General features: G+C 63.3%; 17 protein-coding genes and 1 pseudogene. 10 read left to right on the top strand and 8 right to left on the bottom strand.

The features are described from left to right. Positions 1–13: 13 nt before the first annotated feature. From FFS12_RS06640 to trpB, 4 genes are all read right to left on the bottom strand, one after another. Positions 14–973 (bottom strand): HlyD family secretion protein, encoded by a 960-nt coding sequence (locus FFS12_RS06640; RefSeq protein ID WP_137886108.1) that lies wholly within the window; start codon positions 971–973, stop codon positions 14–16. 3 nt (positions 974–976) lie between these two features. Next, positions 977–1345 carry a DUF3302 domain-containing protein gene (locus FFS12_RS06635; protein ID WP_137886107.1) on the bottom strand — a complete coding sequence of 123 codons (369 nt, stop codon included), beginning with the start codon at positions 1343–1345 and terminating at the stop codon, positions 977–979. Between the two features lie 397 nt (positions 1346–1742). Continuing rightward, the gene (trpA, locus tag FFS12_RS06630; protein WP_137886106.1) at positions 1743–2552 is read right to left on the bottom strand and encodes a tryptophan synthase subunit alpha; all 810 of its coding nucleotides are present in this window, start codon (positions 2550–2552) and stop codon (positions 1743–1745) included. Continuing rightward, positions 2549–3763: a tryptophan synthase subunit beta gene (gene trpB, locus FFS12_RS06625; protein WP_171011832.1), complete on the bottom strand. Its 1215-nt coding sequence runs from the start codon at positions 3761–3763 to the stop codon at positions 2549–2551. The genes trpA and trpB overlap by 4 nt, the downstream gene beginning before the upstream one ends. Before the next feature lie 193 nt (positions 3764–3956). On the opposite strand from trpB, the gene FFS12_RS06620 reads away from it, so the two are divergent. The 4 genes and pseudogenes from FFS12_RS06620 to FFS12_RS06605 all read left to right on the top strand — a co-directional run. Then, positions 3957–4853 carry a LysR family transcriptional regulator gene (locus FFS12_RS06620; RefSeq protein WP_137886104.1) on the top strand — a complete coding sequence of 299 codons (897 nt, stop codon included), beginning with the start codon at positions 3957–3959 and terminating at the stop codon, positions 4851–4853. Positions 4854–5124: 271 nt separating this feature from the next. Then, complete coding sequence (locus FFS12_RS06615) at positions 5125–5340, top strand: dodecin (protein ID WP_137886103.1); 216 nt, start codon at positions 5125–5127, stop codon at positions 5338–5340. A 179-nt stretch (positions 5341–5519) separates the two neighbouring features. After that, positions 5520–5744, top strand: a complete 225-nt coding sequence (locus FFS12_RS06610) for a DUF1161 domain-containing protein (RefSeq protein WP_137886240.1) — start codon at positions 5520–5522, stop codon at positions 5742–5744. Positions 5745–5880: 136 nt separating this feature from the next. After that, positions 5881–6012 (top strand): annotated as a pseudogene (locus FFS12_RS06605) (LLM class flavin-dependent oxidoreductase); the annotation flags it as partial. A gap of 28 nt (positions 6013–6040) precedes the next feature. Here FFS12_RS06605 and FFS12_RS06600 read toward each other — a convergent pair. Next, positions 6041–6466 (bottom strand): hypothetical protein, encoded by a 426-nt coding sequence (locus FFS12_RS06600; protein ID WP_137886102.1) that lies wholly within the window; start codon positions 6464–6466, stop codon positions 6041–6043. A 46-nt stretch (positions 6467–6512) separates the two neighbouring features. Continuing rightward, positions 6513–6935 (bottom strand): hypothetical protein, encoded by a 423-nt coding sequence (locus FFS12_RS06595; protein ID WP_137886101.1) that lies wholly within the window; start codon positions 6933–6935, stop codon positions 6513–6515. A 289-nt stretch (positions 6936–7224) separates the two neighbouring features. On the opposite strand from FFS12_RS06595, the gene FFS12_RS06590 reads away from it, so the two are divergent. Then, entirely contained in the window at positions 7225–8298 is a 1074-nt protein-coding gene (locus tag FFS12_RS06590) for an aminopeptidase (protein WP_137886100.1), read from the top strand. Between the two features lie 140 nt (positions 8299–8438). Then, entirely contained in the window at positions 8439–8669 is a 231-nt protein-coding gene (locus tag FFS12_RS06585) for a DUF1161 domain-containing protein (protein ID WP_137886099.1), read from the top strand. Between the two features lie 143 nt (positions 8670–8812). Here FFS12_RS06585 and FFS12_RS06580 read toward each other — a convergent pair whose 3' ends face one another. Then, positions 8813–9355 carry a gamma carbonic anhydrase family protein gene (locus FFS12_RS06580; RefSeq protein ID WP_137886098.1) on the bottom strand — a complete coding sequence of 181 codons (543 nt, stop codon included), beginning with the start codon at positions 9353–9355 and terminating at the stop codon, positions 8813–8815. 135 nt (positions 9356–9490) lie between these two features. Here FFS12_RS06580 and prlC point away from each other — a divergent pair, with 135 nt between their 5' ends. The 3 genes from prlC to FFS12_RS06565 all read left to right on the top strand — a co-directional run bounded on the left by prlC (position 9491) and on the right by FFS12_RS06565 (position 12984). Continuing rightward, a complete protein-coding gene (gene prlC, locus FFS12_RS06575) occupies positions 9491–11539 on the top strand; it encodes an oligopeptidase A (protein WP_137886097.1) in 2049 nt (682 codons plus the stop codon). Beyond that, a complete protein-coding gene (locus FFS12_RS06570; protein ID WP_137817606.1) occupies positions 11536–11823 on the top strand; it encodes a YheV family putative zinc ribbon protein in 288 nt (95 codons plus the stop codon). Before prlC ends, FFS12_RS06570 begins: the two co-directional genes overlap by 4 nt. A 102-nt stretch (positions 11824–11925) precedes the next feature. After that, complete coding sequence (locus tag FFS12_RS06565) at positions 11926–12984, top strand: PA0069 family radical SAM protein (protein WP_137886096.1); 1059 nt, start codon at positions 11926–11928, stop codon at positions 12982–12984. A 37-nt stretch (positions 12985–13021) separates the two neighbouring features. On the opposite strand, the gene FFS12_RS06560 is transcribed toward FFS12_RS06565, so the two are convergent. After that, positions 13022–13681, bottom strand: a complete 660-nt coding sequence (locus FFS12_RS06560; RefSeq protein WP_137886095.1) for a hypothetical protein — start codon at positions 13679–13681, stop codon at positions 13022–13024. Between the two features lie 373 nt (positions 13682–14054). Between FFS12_RS06560 and coxB the strand changes: the two genes are divergently transcribed. Next, a complete protein-coding gene (gene coxB, locus FFS12_RS06555; RefSeq protein WP_137886094.1) occupies positions 14055–15179 on the top strand; it encodes a cytochrome c oxidase subunit II in 1125 nt (374 codons plus the stop codon). Positions 15180–15190 lie beyond the last annotated feature (11 nt).

Genomic DNA, 15190 nt, shown 5'->3' with positions numbered 1-15190 from the left:
TCAATCGCAATACTCAGTGGAACGGGAAGATGTAATTCATCCAGGCCGCCATGCGCAGGAGGATCTTGCGCATCACCGCCACATGGTGGAAATGCCGACTGTAGAGCGCCGCCTGCCCGTAGGCGCCGCCCGGCATCAGCTTGCTGTACTGCGCGTATTCGGGGTCGGTGATCTCGATGATTACCGGTACCCGCCCCGGCGGTGGCGAGCCGGTGTAGCTGAGCAGCGTGCCCGAGGGCTGGACCTGCCCTTCGCCGATCACCGCGATCACGTTCTTAACCTTGCCCTTGAACACCTTCCCGGGGATGCCGTCGAAGGCGACTTCGGCCTCGTCGCCCGCCGTCAATCGCAGCTGGCTGTTCTGGCGCATCCAGGCTGCGAAGTAGTGACCCTCATCGGGGATGAAGACCATGGAAGGCCGTAGCGGTAGCTTGGTCGCCATCATCCCCGGGCGCAGCGAGACGTGGGTGACGAAGCCCTTGCTTGGCGCTCGCACCACGGTGTGGTCCAGCTCGAACTGGGCGATGTTGAGCTGTGCCTGTAAGTCCGCCACACGAGCGGTAGCAATATCTTGATCACGGCGGTTGCCGACGTTGCGCTTGAACAGCTCGCTGGCGCGGAAAAGATCAGCCCTGGCCGAGACCATCTGCGCCTTGAGCGATTTCACGCGGTTATCAAAAGGAGTCGGGTCGATGTGAAACAGCACATCGCCCTTCTCCAGTGGCTGGTTGGGTTGCACCGGAACCTCGATTACCAGGCCGCTAACCGCCGGAATCACGGGTACCGAAACGAAATACGAACGCGCCACCTCGGAGTATGGGTGGTTGTAGTTCATGGTGAAGATCAACGCGCCGATGAGCACTACGCCACCGAGGACGGCAGTGGGTACCGTCCACTTGTTCAGCGGGATACGGAAGATCTTGAAGATGGCGATGCAGAATGCTGTGTACGTGAGGATCAGCAAGAGGTCCATGGTTTATATCCCCTCGCCCTGAGTCGGTTCTGCGGGTTCCTGCGGTAGCCCCACGCGCCCTTCAAGCCGGTCCAGGCGCTGCTGTAGCTCAGCCACTTGCTGTTCCAGGTGCATAACATGGTTTTGCGGGGACTTGCCGTCTCCAAACCCCCAGCCACGGTCCTCGCGGTACAACATTGCCCAGATCCACAGGAACGGCCAGATGGCATGCAGGGTGAACAGGCTGACCCAGCCAGCGGCATGGATAGCATCCTGGTGCGGATGATTGCGGTGCACGGCGATTTCATAGGGGATGTCGTGTAGCACGATGATCCCGTAGAACAGTACCAGCCCAACGAAAATCAGCAGACCCAAGGCGAAGTAATCAAGCATGAAAGCTTCCTTTTTCGTTGCTTAAGCTTGAGTGCGTTTCCAGCGACAACGCAGCCACGGCACGACTGACTCCGTGCAGCGTCACTTTTTAGGTATATGGGAAGTCTTCATTATTGCCACTGGAAGCTAAGCATTAATTCATTGGAAACGAACGTCGTTTCACGAGAAAAGAAATAAGTCGTTTGGCTATCAATAACCGCCTGGTAGTTCCAGACATAGCGAAAATGCCCCGACGGTGAAGGAAGCTTCGCCTAGAAATGGCCTCAGGAGAGGCAATGAAGAGCAGATTTTTAACTAACTGAATGTCCTTGGGTCGACTCCAGCCATTGCGGCCAACAAAAAACCGCTGCCCCCTCCCGGGAGCAGCGGTTTTTTTCTGACCTGTGCAGCTAAGCGCTTATACCCGAGCGTTGCGCACACCTTCGGCCAGCGCCGCGCACAGGCTCAGCACGCCCTCCACCGCCTGCTCCGGCGACTCGGCGTTGGCGATCTGGTCGATCAGCGCCGAACCCACCACTACGCCATCCGCCAGGCGGGCGATGGTCGCCGCGTGTTCCGGGGTGCGGATGCCGAAGCCGATGCTGATCGGCAGGTCGGTATGCCGGCGCAGACGGGCGACGGCCTGTTCGACGTGCTCGAGGGTCGCCGAGCCGGCGCCGGTCACCCCGGCCACCGACACGTAGTAGACGAAGCCGGAGCTGCCGTTGAGCACCTTCGGCAGACGCGCATCGTCGGTGGTCGGGGTGGTCAGGCGGATGAAGTCGAGGCCGGCGGCCTGGGCCGGGTCGCAGAGGTCGGCGTTATGCTCCGGCGGCAGGTCGACCACGATCAGGCCGTCCACGCCCGCTTCTTTCGCCTCGGCGATGAAACGCGGCACGCCGTAGTGGTGGATCGGGTTGAAGTAGCCCATCAGCACCAGCGGGGTGTCGCTGTTGCCGGCGCGGAACTCGCGCACCATTTGCAGGGTTTTCGCCAGGTTTTGCTTGGCCGCCAGCGCGCGGATGTTGGCCAGCTGAATCGCCGGGCCGTCGGCCATCGGGTCGGTAAAGGGCATGCCCAGTTCGATCACGTCGGCGCCGGCCTGCGGCAAGCCCTTGAGGATCGCCAGCGAGGCGTCATAGCCCGGGTCGCCGGCGGTGATGAAGGTCACCAGGGCGGCACGGTTCTGTTCTTTCAGTTCGGCAAAGCGCGTCTGCAGGCGGCTCATACGACGGACTCCTTCTGTTCTTGCATATGGTGCATGACGGTCTGCATGTCCTTGTCGCCACGGCCGGAGAGGTTGACCACCATCAGGTGCTCCTTCGGCAGCGTGGGCGCGCGCTTGAACACCTCGGCCAGCGCGTGGGCGCTTTCCAGGGCCGGGATGATGCCTTCCAGGCGGCAGCACTGGTGGAAGGCGGCGAGCGCCTCCTGGTCGGTGATCGAGGTGTATTCGACCCGGCCGATCTCGTGCAACCAGGCGTGTTCCGGGCCTATGCCGGGGTAGTCCAGCCCCGCCGAGATGGAATGCGCGTCGATAATCTGGCCGTCGTCGTCCTGCAGCAGGAAGGTGCGGTTGCCGTGCAGCACGCCGGGTACGCCGCCGTTCAGGCTGGCCGCATGCTTGCCGGTTTCGATGCCATAGCCGGCGGCTTCGACACCGATGATCTGCACGCTGGCGTCGTCGAGGAAGGGGTGGAACAGGCCCATGGCATTCGAGCCACCGCCAATGCAGGCGACCAGGCTGTCGGGCAGACGGCCTTCTTGCGCCTGCAGCTGCTCGCGGGTTTCCTTGCCGATCACCGCCTGGAAGTCGCGGACCATCGCCGGGTACGGGTGCGGGCCGGCCACGGTGCCGATCAGATAGAAGGTGCTGTCGACGTTGGTCACCCAGTCGCGCAGGGCCTCGTTCATCGCGTCCTTGAGGGTGCCGGTGCCGGCAGTGACCGGGATCACCTCGGCGCCCAGCAGCTTCATGCGGAAGACGTTGGCCTGCTGGCGGTCGATGTCGGTGGTGCCCATGTAGATCACGCAGTCGAGGCCGAAACGCGCGGCCACGGTGGCGGTGGCCACGCCGTGCATGCCGGCGCCGGTCTCGGCGATGATGCGTTGCTTGCCCATGCGCCGGGCCAGGAGGATCTGGCCGATGCAGTTGTTGATCTTGTGCGCGCCGGTGTGGTTCAGCTCTTCGCGCTTGAGGTAGATCTTCGCGCCGCCGCAGAACTCGGTCAGGCGCTCGGCGAAGTACAGCGGGCTCGGGCGGCCGACGTAATCGCGTTGGAAATAGGCCAGCTCTTCGAGGAAGGCGGGATCGACCTTGGCCGCTTCGTATTCGCGGGCCAGGTCATGGATCAGCGGCATCAGGGTTTCGGCGACATACTGGCCGCCGAAGGCACCGAACAGGCCATTGGCGTCGGGGCCGTTGCGCAAAGAGGTCATGGGTATGCTCCTGTGAAGTCGGGCGCTGAATGGATTTCAGCCAGCCCCTGCATCTGTAGGAGCGCCCCATGGGCGCGAACCTGGCTCGCGGGCATGGCCCGCTCCTACAACAATGTGCACAGGATAAAGCTGTGTGGCGTGCGGCAAAAGCGATAAGATCGCCCTAACCTGTCAGTAAAACTCACGGATTTTCATGTCTCGCGACCTCCCCCCGCTGAATGCCCTGCGCGCCTTCGAGGCCGCCGCCCGCCTGCAGAGCGTGAGCCAGGCGGCGGTCGAGCTGAACGTCACCCACGGCGCGGTGAGTCGGCAGATTCGCCTGCTCGAAGAGGATCTGGGGCTGGCCCTGTTCATCAAGGACGGGCGCGGCCTAAAACTCACAGATGCAGGGCTGCGCCTGCGTGAAGCCAGCGGCGCGGCGTTCGCGCGCCTGCGCACGGCCTGCGCCGAGCTGAAGCAGCAGAATGCCGATGCGCCTTTCGTCCTCGGTTGCCCCGGCAGCCTGCTGGCGCGCTGGTTCATTCCGCGCCTGGATCGGCTCAACCGCGAATTGCCCGAGCTGCGTTTGCACCTGTCGGCCAGCGAGGGCGAGCTCGATCCGCGCCGGGCCGGCCTGGATGCCACCCTGTGGTTCGCCGAGCCGCCGTGGCCGGCGGATATGCAGGTCTTCGAGCTGGCGGCCGAGCGCATCGGCCCGGTGATCAGTCCGCGCTATGGGCGCTTTGCCGAACTGCATGGCGCAGCGCCTGCCGCGTTGCTCGGCGAACCCTTGCTGCACACGGCTTCTCGCCCGCAAGCCTGGCCAACCTGGGCCGCGAGCAATGGTTTGGCCGCCGGGGCGCTCAAGCTCGGCCAGGGCTTCGAACACCTGTACTTCTTGCTAGAGGCCGCCGCCGCCGGTCTCGGGGTGGCCATCGCGCCACAACAACTGGTGGCGGATGATCTGGCGGCCGGGCGCCTGGTCGCACCCTGGGGCTTTGTCGAAACCTCGGCCAAGCTGGCGCTGTGGGTGCCGGCGCGGACGCTGGATAAGCGCCCGCAACACTTGGCCGCTTGGCTGCAAGCCGCCCTCAGCCCGCCGCAGGGTTAGGTCGTCGCCGGCTGATGAGGGTCTGTTTTAGCGCGCTAGTTCAGGGCATTTTGGCCGTGTAAGTCACGGTTTCGCAGCTGCGGCAGGGCCTTCTCCAGCCGGCTGAGTGCGACGCCCGGACAGCGTCAAAAATCTGCCCGAGGCCGCGCGGTTGGTGGGCCGAGCTATTTCGTGGCGTTGGGTTTGCCGCGCTTTTCTCCGTCGACTAGTGTCCATGAATGAAGGCAACGCATGAGCGCTGACCTTTTTCAGCGGCACAGGAGATGCGTCTATGTCGAACCACCACACCTACAAGAAAATCGAACTGATCGGCTCGTCGCCTATCAGCATCGAGGAGGCGATCAATAACGCCTTGGCGGAGTGCGCCAAGTCGGTACGCAACATGGATTGGTTTGAAGTCGTCGAGACTCGGGGGCATATCGAAAACGGCAAGGTGGGCCACTACCAGGTGACGCTCAAGGTCGGCTTTCGGATCAGTAATAGCTAGAGCTGTCGCAAAACTGTCGGCGCGCTTGGGCTGGGCTGATCTCGGCTGGCTCGTGTAGAGGCGGCGGGCTGAATACGGCCTGCGCGCTGTTTACCTGGGGTACGCTGTTCTGCCAAGCGTTCAGGTGAACGCTTGTTCTTACCGATTGGATTTAGACAAACGAGGGAGCGTTATTAATGATGAAGAAACTGATGTTGGCCGTTGGCCTGTTGACCCTGGCCAGTTCGGCCTTCGCCAGCACTAAGCCGTGCGAAGAGCTGAAGGCGGAGATCGACGCGAAGCTGAAAGCCAAGGGCGTGGCCTCCTACAGCCTGGAGGTCGTTGCAAAAGGCAGTGTGACCGACAAGCAAGTGGTCGGCAGTTGCGACGGCGGCAGCAAGGAGATCGTCTACCAGCGCAACTAAGAATCTTCTAAGAGCCTGAACAGGTTCTAAGTCGCTTTTGTAGCCGCAGCCGGCATCGTCTAGGTGACGCCGGCTTTTTATTGCCTGGCGCTTACCTGCAGGTGCCTCTGGCAGCGCAAAGTGCCTTCTGGCTCGAGGCGGCTGGATTCCCCTCCGCGCCAAGCTGGAGCTGTTGTTGGAGCAGACCGACGCCGATGAGCTGATCTTCACCGGCGCTAGGTACGACCTCGCCGACCGCTTACGCTCCTACGAAATCCTCGCGCAGTTGCGCTGGGATCAGCCTTGCGGCCAGCGGTTCAAAAGGGCTGGCAGCGCAGCACTTCGGCGCGCGCAAGCAGCCGGTGCTGGGCGTCGTACAGCCAACCCTGGGCTCTAGTCACCAGCGGCCGCACTTCCAGGCGATAGTGTTGGCCAGCGGCGAAGTCATGACGCAGCCGCAGGTGACAGGTGATCTGCAGCGGCTCGGACATCTGATCCATGCCGCCACCGCCACCGCCACCGCTCGCCTCGAATTGGAAACGTACTTCCAGCTCATGCTGGCCGGGGCTGACTTGGAAGTAGCGGCCGTCGTTCACGCGCTTATCGTCGAGCCTGTTGGCCATCAGCGTATAGCCGGCTGTGGCATACAGATCGACCCACGCTTGCTGGGGATCGGGTTTGGGCAACGGGCCGGCGCAGGCCCCGAGGGTGAGCGCTAGCAGCATGTAGGGTAGAGGGCGCATAGGCGTCTCGCGAGATGAATCCTTCCTATCAGCATAGCGTTTGCGCTTAGCGGCCGCCGCAGCCGGTCTCCCGGGCGCGCGCCAGCAGCCGATGCCGATCGTCGTAAAGCTTGGCCCAGGGGCGGAAGCCAATACTGCCGGCTTCCAGGCGATAGCGTTGGCCGGCGGCGAACTGCGGATAATTCAACTCCAACTTGCAGTCGCGCTGATGCGCTGGGCTGTTGGGCCCGATATTGCTGGCGTCGACCGCGAACTGGAAGCGCACTCGCAGTTCATGCTGACCGGGGCTGACCTGAAAGTAGCGGTCATCGTCCAGGGGCTTGGCGTCGACCCGATAGGCCTGTAGTTCGCTCTCGGCGTCGGTGTGCAGATCGATCCAGGCTTGGCTGGGATCGGGCGTCGGCATAAAGCGCAGAAAGGCGCAGCCGCCGAGGGTGAGCAGGCTAGTGATGAGCAGAAAAGCGCGCATGCTAGGACTCCGGCCTGAGTCAGGCAGTGGTGGGCAGATGGGATAGCAGCCGACGCTGGAGCGCTTGCCCGAGATGCGCTAGGTTCTGTACGAACAGTGCCTGCTCTCGGTGAGGCTGCGTTAAAAAGTGGCTCGGCCGACCGTTAGGGAGAACGTCCGAAGGACGGCCCGTAGGGCGAGCGAAGCGAGTCATGCTCATTTACAGCTCGTAAACTCCGCGTCCTCGCCACTTTTTGCCTTGCCTGACCTTCGCTCGGCTGACTTTTCGTACTGAACCCAAGGTCGCGCGATGCCGCACTGTCTATCCTGGTTACTCGACCCCCCGAACCCGCGCTGGGTTCCGTTGCTGCTGGCCTTGGGGCTGAGTGGTTGTTCCCATGCCGGTTATTACACGCAACTGCTCAGCGGCCAGCTCGAGCTGTTGCAGCGCCGCGAGCCGGTCGCCGAGTTGCTGGCCGACCCCGCGCGCGATCCTGTGCTACGCCAGCGGCTGGCGCTGGCGCAAGCGGCGCGGGCGTTTGCCAGCGCCCGCCTGGGCTTGCCGGATAACCGCAGCTATCGGCTGTATGCCGATCTCGCTCGACCCTTCGTGCTGTGGAATCTGTTCGCCACCCCGGAGTTTTCCCTGGCGCCACAGACCCAGTGCTTTCCCATCGCCGGTTGCGTGGCCTATCGCGGCTTCTATGAGCAGAACCGCGCGCGCGGTGCGGCGGCGTTGCTCCAGCAGCAGGGGTTGGACACCTACGTTGCCGGGGTGGAGGCCTATTCGACGCTCGGTTGGTTCGACGATCCGCTGCTCAACACCATGCTGCATTGGGATGACCAGCGCCTGGCCGCGGTGATCTTTCACGAGTTGGCGCACCAGCAGTTTTATCTGCCGGGCGACACGGCGTTCAACGAGTCCTATGCCAGCTTCGTCGAGGCCGAGGGCCTGCGCCAATGGCGTGCCGCGCGTGGCTTGCCGGTGCCGGCGGACAACCGCGAGCGGCAGCGGGAGCAGTTCGGCGCGCTGGTGCTGGCCAGCCGCGCACGGCTGGAAACCCTGTATGCCAGCGGCCAGAGCGAGGCCGAGTTGCGCCACGGCAAGGCCGTCGAATTCGAGCGCCTGCGCGCGGAGTACCGCCAACTGCGCGCGCGCGAATGGGCCGGTGTGGGGCGCTATGACGGCTGGATCGACAGCCCGCTGAACAATGCCAAGCTGTTGCCCTTTGGCCTATATGAGCAATGGGTGCCGGCGTTTGCGAAGCTGTTCCGGCAAGTGCAGGGTGACTGGCCGGCCTTCTATGCACGGGTCAAAGGCCTCGGCGAGTTGCCCAGCGCGATGCGCGAGCAGGCGCTGAAGAATCTGCAGGCCGAACGTTAGTGTGCTGTGCACAGTAATTCAGGCGAACTCGGTGGGTTGCCGCGCGGTCCAAATTTTTGAGCATAGCGGCCAAGCACTGGCCAACCGCCTCGCTCACGCGGACGCGGTCAAGGACTGTTGCAATCACAGGAAGCTGCACCATGAAAAAATTAGCTGTTGCCGTGCTGATCAGCCTGCTCGCCGCCCCCGTGCTGGCCGCGCCGAAATCCTGCGAAGAGCTCAAGCAGGAGATCGAAACCAAGATCCAAGCCGCCGGGGTCACCAGCTACACCCTGGAAATCGTCAGCAACGATGAAGTGCATGACCAGAGCATGGTGGTCGGCAGCTGCGAAAACGGCACGAAGAAGATCATCTACCAGAAGAACGGTTAAGCGGCGGCCAACAGACAGTGCCTTTGCGCTTGTAGGAACTGCAAGCGGCCTGCAACAGCGGTGGGCCGGTCAGGTGCCGCCGGGGTCAAAAAGGATGTTCTGGTAGTGCATGGAGCAACCTGGTGACGAAGAGGGGGAAGGCATTACTGGTCGTAACCCTCGGCGATATGCAGGTCCTTGAGCTTCACGTAATTCGCCGCGCTGTAAGTGAAGAAGGCCTTTTCCTTGTCGGTCAGCGGCCGTGCCTGTTTCACCGGGCTGCCGACGTACAGGTAGCCGCTCTCCAGGCGTTTGCCCGGCGGCACCAGGCTGCCGGCGCCGAGGATCACCTCGTCTTCGATCACCGCGCCGTCCATCACCGTCGAGCCCATGCCGATCAGGATGCGGCTACCCAGCGTGCAGCCGTGCAACAGCGCTTTGTGGCCGATGGTCACGTCATCGCCGATCAGCAGCGGGAAGCCGTCCGGGTTGAACGGCCCGGCGTGGGTGATGTGCAGCACGCTGCCGTCCTGCACGCTGGTGCGTTGACCAATCCTGATCCGGTGCATATCGCCGCGGATCACCACCAGCGGCCAGACCGAGCTGTCGGCACCCACCAGCACGTCGCCAATGACCACGGCCGAGGCATCGACGAACACCCGCTCGCCCAAGCTAGGAGTGCTGCCCTGATAACTGCGAATTGCCACGATAGAAACCTCTTAAGCTGCGGTAAGCCGCGATTGTAATTAAGATGACGCCCATTCTGTTTTGAAACTCGCCGGGGAGCGTCGCCCACCGGCGTGGGTCAGAACATCCTTCTATGCCCAAACAGGTGAACCGCCGTGAGCGAGAACAACCCCTTACTGCAATCCTTCGACCTGCCGCCTTACTCGTCCATCCGTCCAGAGCATGTCGAACCGGCCATCGATTCGATTCTGGCCGAGAGCCGTGCGGCGATTGCCGAACTGCTGGCCAAGCAACCCGCGACCCCGACTTGGGACGGCCTGGTGCTGGCGCTGGACGAGCTGGGTGAACGCCTGGGCCGCGCCTGGAGCCCGGTCAGCCACCTCAACGCCGTGTGCAACAGCGCCGAACTGCGCCAGGCGTACGAGGCGTGCCTGCCCAAGCTGTCCGAGTACTGGACCGAGCTGGGGCAGAACCGCGGTTTGTTTGAAGCCTACGAGGCACTGGCGCAGAGCCCGGCCGCGAGCGGTTTCGAGGTGGCGCAGACGACCATTCTCGAACACGCCCTGCGCGACTTCCGCCTGTCCGGCATCGACCTGCCGCCCGCCGAGCAGCAGCGTTACGGCGCGATCCAGATGAAACTCTCCGAGCTGGGCAGCCACTTCTCCAATCAACTGCTCGACGCCACCCAGGCCTGGACCAAGCACGTCACCGATGCAGCCGTGCTCGCCGGGATTACCGACTCGGCCCAGTTGCAGATGGCCCAGGCGGCCAAGGCCAAGGACCTCGACGGCTGGCTGATCAGCCTGGAATTCCCCAGCTACTACGCGGTGATGACCTACGCCGATAATCGCGCGTTGCGCGAAGAGGTCTACGCCGCCTACTGCACCCGCGCCTCCGACCAGGGGCCGAATGCCGGGCAGCACGACAACGGCCCGGTGATGGCCGAGATCCTCGACCTGCGCCAGGAGTTGGCGCAGCTGCTCGGCTTCGCCAGCTACGCCGAGCTGAGCCTGGCGACCAAGATGGCCGACAGCAGCGAGCAGGTGCTGAACTTCCTCCGCGACCTGGCGCTGCGCAGCAAACCCTTCGCCGCCCAGGACCTCACCGAGTTGCAGGCTTTCGCCGCCGAACAAGGTTGCGCCGATCTGCAGAGCTGGGACGTCGGCTACTACAGCGAGAAGCTGCGCCAGCAGCGCTACAGCATTGCCCAGGAAACCCTGCGCGCCTACTTCCCGATCGACCAGGTGCTGACCGGCCTGTTCGCCATAGTGCAGCGCCTCTACGGCATTCAGATCGCCGAGCTACAAGGCTTCGACAGCTGGCATGCGGACGTGCGTCTGTTCGAGATCAAGGAACACGGCCAGCATGTCGGGCGCTTCTTCTTCGACCTCTACGCCCGCGCCAACAAGCGCGGCGGCGCCTGGATGGACGGCGCCCGCGACCGTCGCCGCTCGGCCGCGGGGAGCCTGATCAGCCCGGTGGCCAACTTGGTCTGCAACTTCACCCCGGCGGTCGGCGAGCAGCCGGCGCTGCTGACCCACGATGAAGTCACCACCCTGTTCCACGAGTTCGGCCACGGCCTGCACCACCTGCTGACCCGCGTCGAGCACGCCGGTGCTGCGGGCATCAACGGCGTGGCCTGGGATGCGGTCGAGCTGCCCAGCCAATTCATGGAGAACTGGTGCTGGGAGCCAGAAGGCCTGGCGCTGATCTCCGGCCACTACCAGAGCGGCGAAGCGCTGCCGCAGGACCTGCTGGACAAGATGCTGGCGGCGAAGAACTTCCAGTCCGGGCTGATGATGGCGCGGCAGCTCGAGTTCTCGCTGTTCGACTTCGAACTGCACGCCACTCACGGTGATGGCCGCAGCGTGCTGGAGGTGCTGGAAGGCATTCGCGCCGAGGTCTCGGTCATGCGCCCGCCGGCGTACAACCGCTTCCCCAACAGCTTTGCGCACATCTTCGCCGGCGGTTATGCGGCGGGTTACTACAGCTACAAGTGGGCCGAAGTGCTGTCCGCCGATGCCTTCTCCAGGTTCGAGGAGGAAGGGGTGTTCAACGCCGACACCGGCCGCGCCTTCCGCGAGGCGATCCTGGCGCGCGGCGGTTCGCAGGAGCCGATGCAGCTGTTCGTCGACTTCCGCGGTCGCGAGCCGTCGATCGACGCGCTGCTGCGCCATCTCGGCCTGAGCGCGGAGGCAGCATGAGCGACGCCCCGGTGAACATCGGCAAGAAACGCTTTATCGCCGGCGCCGTGTGCCCGGCGTGCAGCGAGCTCGACAAGATCCAGATGTGGGACGTGGATGGCGTGCCGCACCGTGAGTGCGTCGCCTGCGGTTATGCCGACACCCTCAACGCACAAGGCCAGTCGGTGCCGAAGGAACTCGGCACGCGGGTCAACGTCAGCGCCGTGAAGAAACCGGCCGATCCCAAGGTGCAGGCGGTGCAGTTCTTCCCCAATCCGAAGCTGAAGAAACCGTCCGGCGAGTGAGCCGCGCCTTTCCTGCGGGAATGAGCGCAATCCGATAGACGCGCAGCGACAAGCCGGCAATTAGCTGTATATTTATACAGCTAATTGCCGGAGCCTTTCGCCATGTCTACGTCTCTTCCGCCGCGCGGCCGCGGTACCGCCAGCAACCCTCACAACCGCTTCGCCCCGACCCGCTCGGTGGCCGAGGACGATGGCTGGTTTCAGGAAGTGCCGCCGTCGCGCGCCACCGAAGTGCGGCTGGAAACCGCGAAAACCATCATCACCCGCAACCAGTCGCCGGACTTGCCGTTCGACCGCTCGCTCAACCCGTACCGCGGTTGTGAACACGGCTGCATCTACTGCTACGCACGGCCCAGCCATGCCTATTGGGACATGTCGCCGGGGCTGGACTTCGAGACCAAGCTGATCGCCAAGAGCAATGCGCCGGCCTTGCTCGAACAACAGCTGTCCAAGCCGGGTTACCTGTGCGCACCGATCAACCTGGGCTCCAACACCGACCCCTATCAGCCGATCGAGCGTGAGCACCAACTGACTCGGCGTACGCTTGAAGTGCTGCTGCGTTATCGCCATCCGCTGACGATAGTGACCAAGGGCTCGCTGGTGCTGCGCGACCTGGATCTGCTCAGCGAGTTGGCCAAGCAGCGGCTGGTGGCGGTGATGATCAGCCTGACCACCCTCGATGACGAGTTGAAACGCATCATGGAACCGCGCGCGGCCGCACCCTCGGCTCGTTTGCGCGCCATTCGGGTGCTGCGTGAGGTGGGGGTTCCGGTTGGTGTGCTCTGCTCGCCGATGATTCCGCTGATCAACGATAGCGAGCTGGAGCAACTGCTGGCGGCGGCTAAAGGGGCCGGCGCGCAGAGTGCGGCCTATATGTTCCTGCGCCTGCCGCGCGAAGTGGCGCCGTTGTTCGAGGAGTGGCTGGCGGCGCACTTTCCCGAGCGCGCCGAGCATGTCTTGAGCCTGGTGCGGCAGAGCCGTGGCGGTGAGCTGTACGACAGCCGCTTCGGCACGCGGATGCGTGGCGAAGGGCCATTCGCCGAGCTGTTGGCGCAGCGCTTCAAGCTGGCGCTCAAGCGCCTGGGCCTGAACCGACGTGAGGGTTTCAATCTCGATTGCTCGCGCTTTTGCCCGCCGGGCGGGCAGATGGCGCTGTTGTAGAGGCTGTGTTGCAGAGGCTTTAGTGCTAGCGGCGCAATTAGCCCGCCACGCGCTGCGCTTGATCGAGCTCCAGCTCGACGCCGAGTTGGCGTGACAGGCACGGCCAGAGTTTCCAGGCGGCCTCCGTTGTCGGGCTGGTCAGGCGTTCGCGGTAGGCCTGCACCGAGTCCTGGGCGAACATCGCAGCGTCCAGCATGCCTTCGACCGTATGCTGGACGGCTTCGTCCAGTTGGTTGGCGAAGGGTTCACCGATCAACTGGTGGGCGATCAGATTGGCCACCGTGGTATCCAGCGGGATCAACGGCTGGCCGAGGTGGGTGATGTAGCGATCATTCACTTCCTCGACCAGACGATGGGCCAAATACGCTTCGCCGAGCAGGCCGTCGAGACCTTCATGGCCGGCCATCAGCGCCGGCGGCTGGAGGAAAAACTGCTCGGCCACCTTCAGCACCGGTTTGATCTGCGCCTCGATCCCGGCCTCACGCGCCACTTGATTGGCGGCATCCAAGACCTCCGGCACCTGCTCCACGTAGGCGGCGACGAAGCGCGTCAAGACCCCTGGGGCATCGCTGGCCGGCAGGCGGATGGCGGGGTGTAGGCGCAGCAGTTTTCCCTCGAGTCGGCGCGCGAGGTGACCGCTGGTGGCTTCGTGTTGGTGCGCGCGTTGAATCAGTTCGCGCAGGGCGGCGGTGTTCATGACAGCTCCTGACATAAGGACATGGGTGAGAAACGAACAAAGACCATAGCTCGCCAGACGTTGTGGCTAAGATGCGATTGTCATAATTATTTAATGGTTATGCGAGCGCGTTATATCGGCTGTTCGCGACTGTTCTCCAGCCGCAGCAACCGGGGGCGTTTAGGACAAGCCTTCGGCGGCTTTGGCCATTTGCGTTTCGACGTTGCCAGGATGAAGTCGCCGTCTATACTCCGATTCGAAAGGCGTCACCTGATGGAACCGGACTGAGCTACGGCAAGGCGAGGTTGCGGCAGTTAAAGTCGGTTTTTAGCAGCCGCTCCCTTGGCCGCAGGCACAGCCGGCGGGATAACAAGAACGATAAGGGGAACCCGCAATGATGCGACATCCACGAGTCTGGGTGGGACTCCTGCTGTGGTCGGTATTCAGCCAAGCGCAGGCCGCCTGGACGGTGAATATGGCGCCTGGCGCCACGGCGGTCAGCCACGCAGTGTTCGATTTGCACATGACCATCTTCTGGATCTGCGCGGTCATCGGTGTAGTGGTGTTCGGCGCGATGTTCTGGTCGATGCTCGTCCATCGGCGCTCCACCGGTCAGGTGGCGGCGCACTTCCACGAAAGCACGACGGTAGAGATTCTCTGGACCGTGGTGCCCTTCGTGATCCTGGTGGCCATGGCGATTCCGGCGACCAAGACGCTGATCGACATCTACGACAGCAGCGAGTCGGGGCTGGATATCCAGGTCACCGGCTATCAATGGAAGTGGCAGTACAAGTATCTGGGCCAGGACGTTGAGTTCTTCAGCAACCTGACCACCCCCGCCGAACAGATCAATAACCAAGCGCCCAAAGACGAGCATTACCTGCTGGAAGTCGACCAGCCATTGGTGGTGCCGGTGGGCACCAAGGTGCGGTTCCTGATTACCGCCGCCGATGTGATCCATTCCTGGTGGGTGCCGGCGTTGGCGGTGAAGCGCGATGCGATCCCCGGCTTCGTCAACGAAGCCTGGACGCGGATCGAGCAACCCGGCCTCTACCGTGGGCAGTGCACCGAACTGTGCGGCAAGGACCACGGCTTCATGCCGATCGTGGTCGAAGCCAAGTCGAAGGAAGATTTCGCCACCTGGCTGGCCGCGCGCAAGGAAGAAACGCTCAAGCTCAAGGAGCTGACCAGCAAGGAATGGACTCGCGAAGAGCTGGTTGCGCGGGGTGACAAGGTCTACCACACCACCTGCGCCGCCTGTCACCAACCCGAAGGTCAGGGCCTGCCGCCGATGTTCCCGGCGCTTAAGGGCTCGAAGATCGCTACCGGGCCGAAGGAAGACCATCTGAAGATCGTCTTCAACGGCAAACCCGGAACCGCCATGGCCGCGTTCGGCAAGCAACTGTCGGAAGTCGATATCGCCGCGGTGATCACCTACGAGCGCAACGCCTGGGGCAACAACGTCGGTGACATGGTCGCCCCGAAAGATGTGTTGGCCCTCAAACAGGCTGAGGAATAGGAATAATGACT

The organism is Pseudomonas sp. 2FE, from assembly GCF_005503735.1.
Lineage (GTDB): Bacteria > Pseudomonadota > Gammaproteobacteria > Pseudomonadales > Pseudomonadaceae > Aquipseudomonas.
The sequence above is the reverse complement of the archived record's forward strand: the minus strand, read 5'-3'. Positions and strand labels throughout refer to the sequence as shown.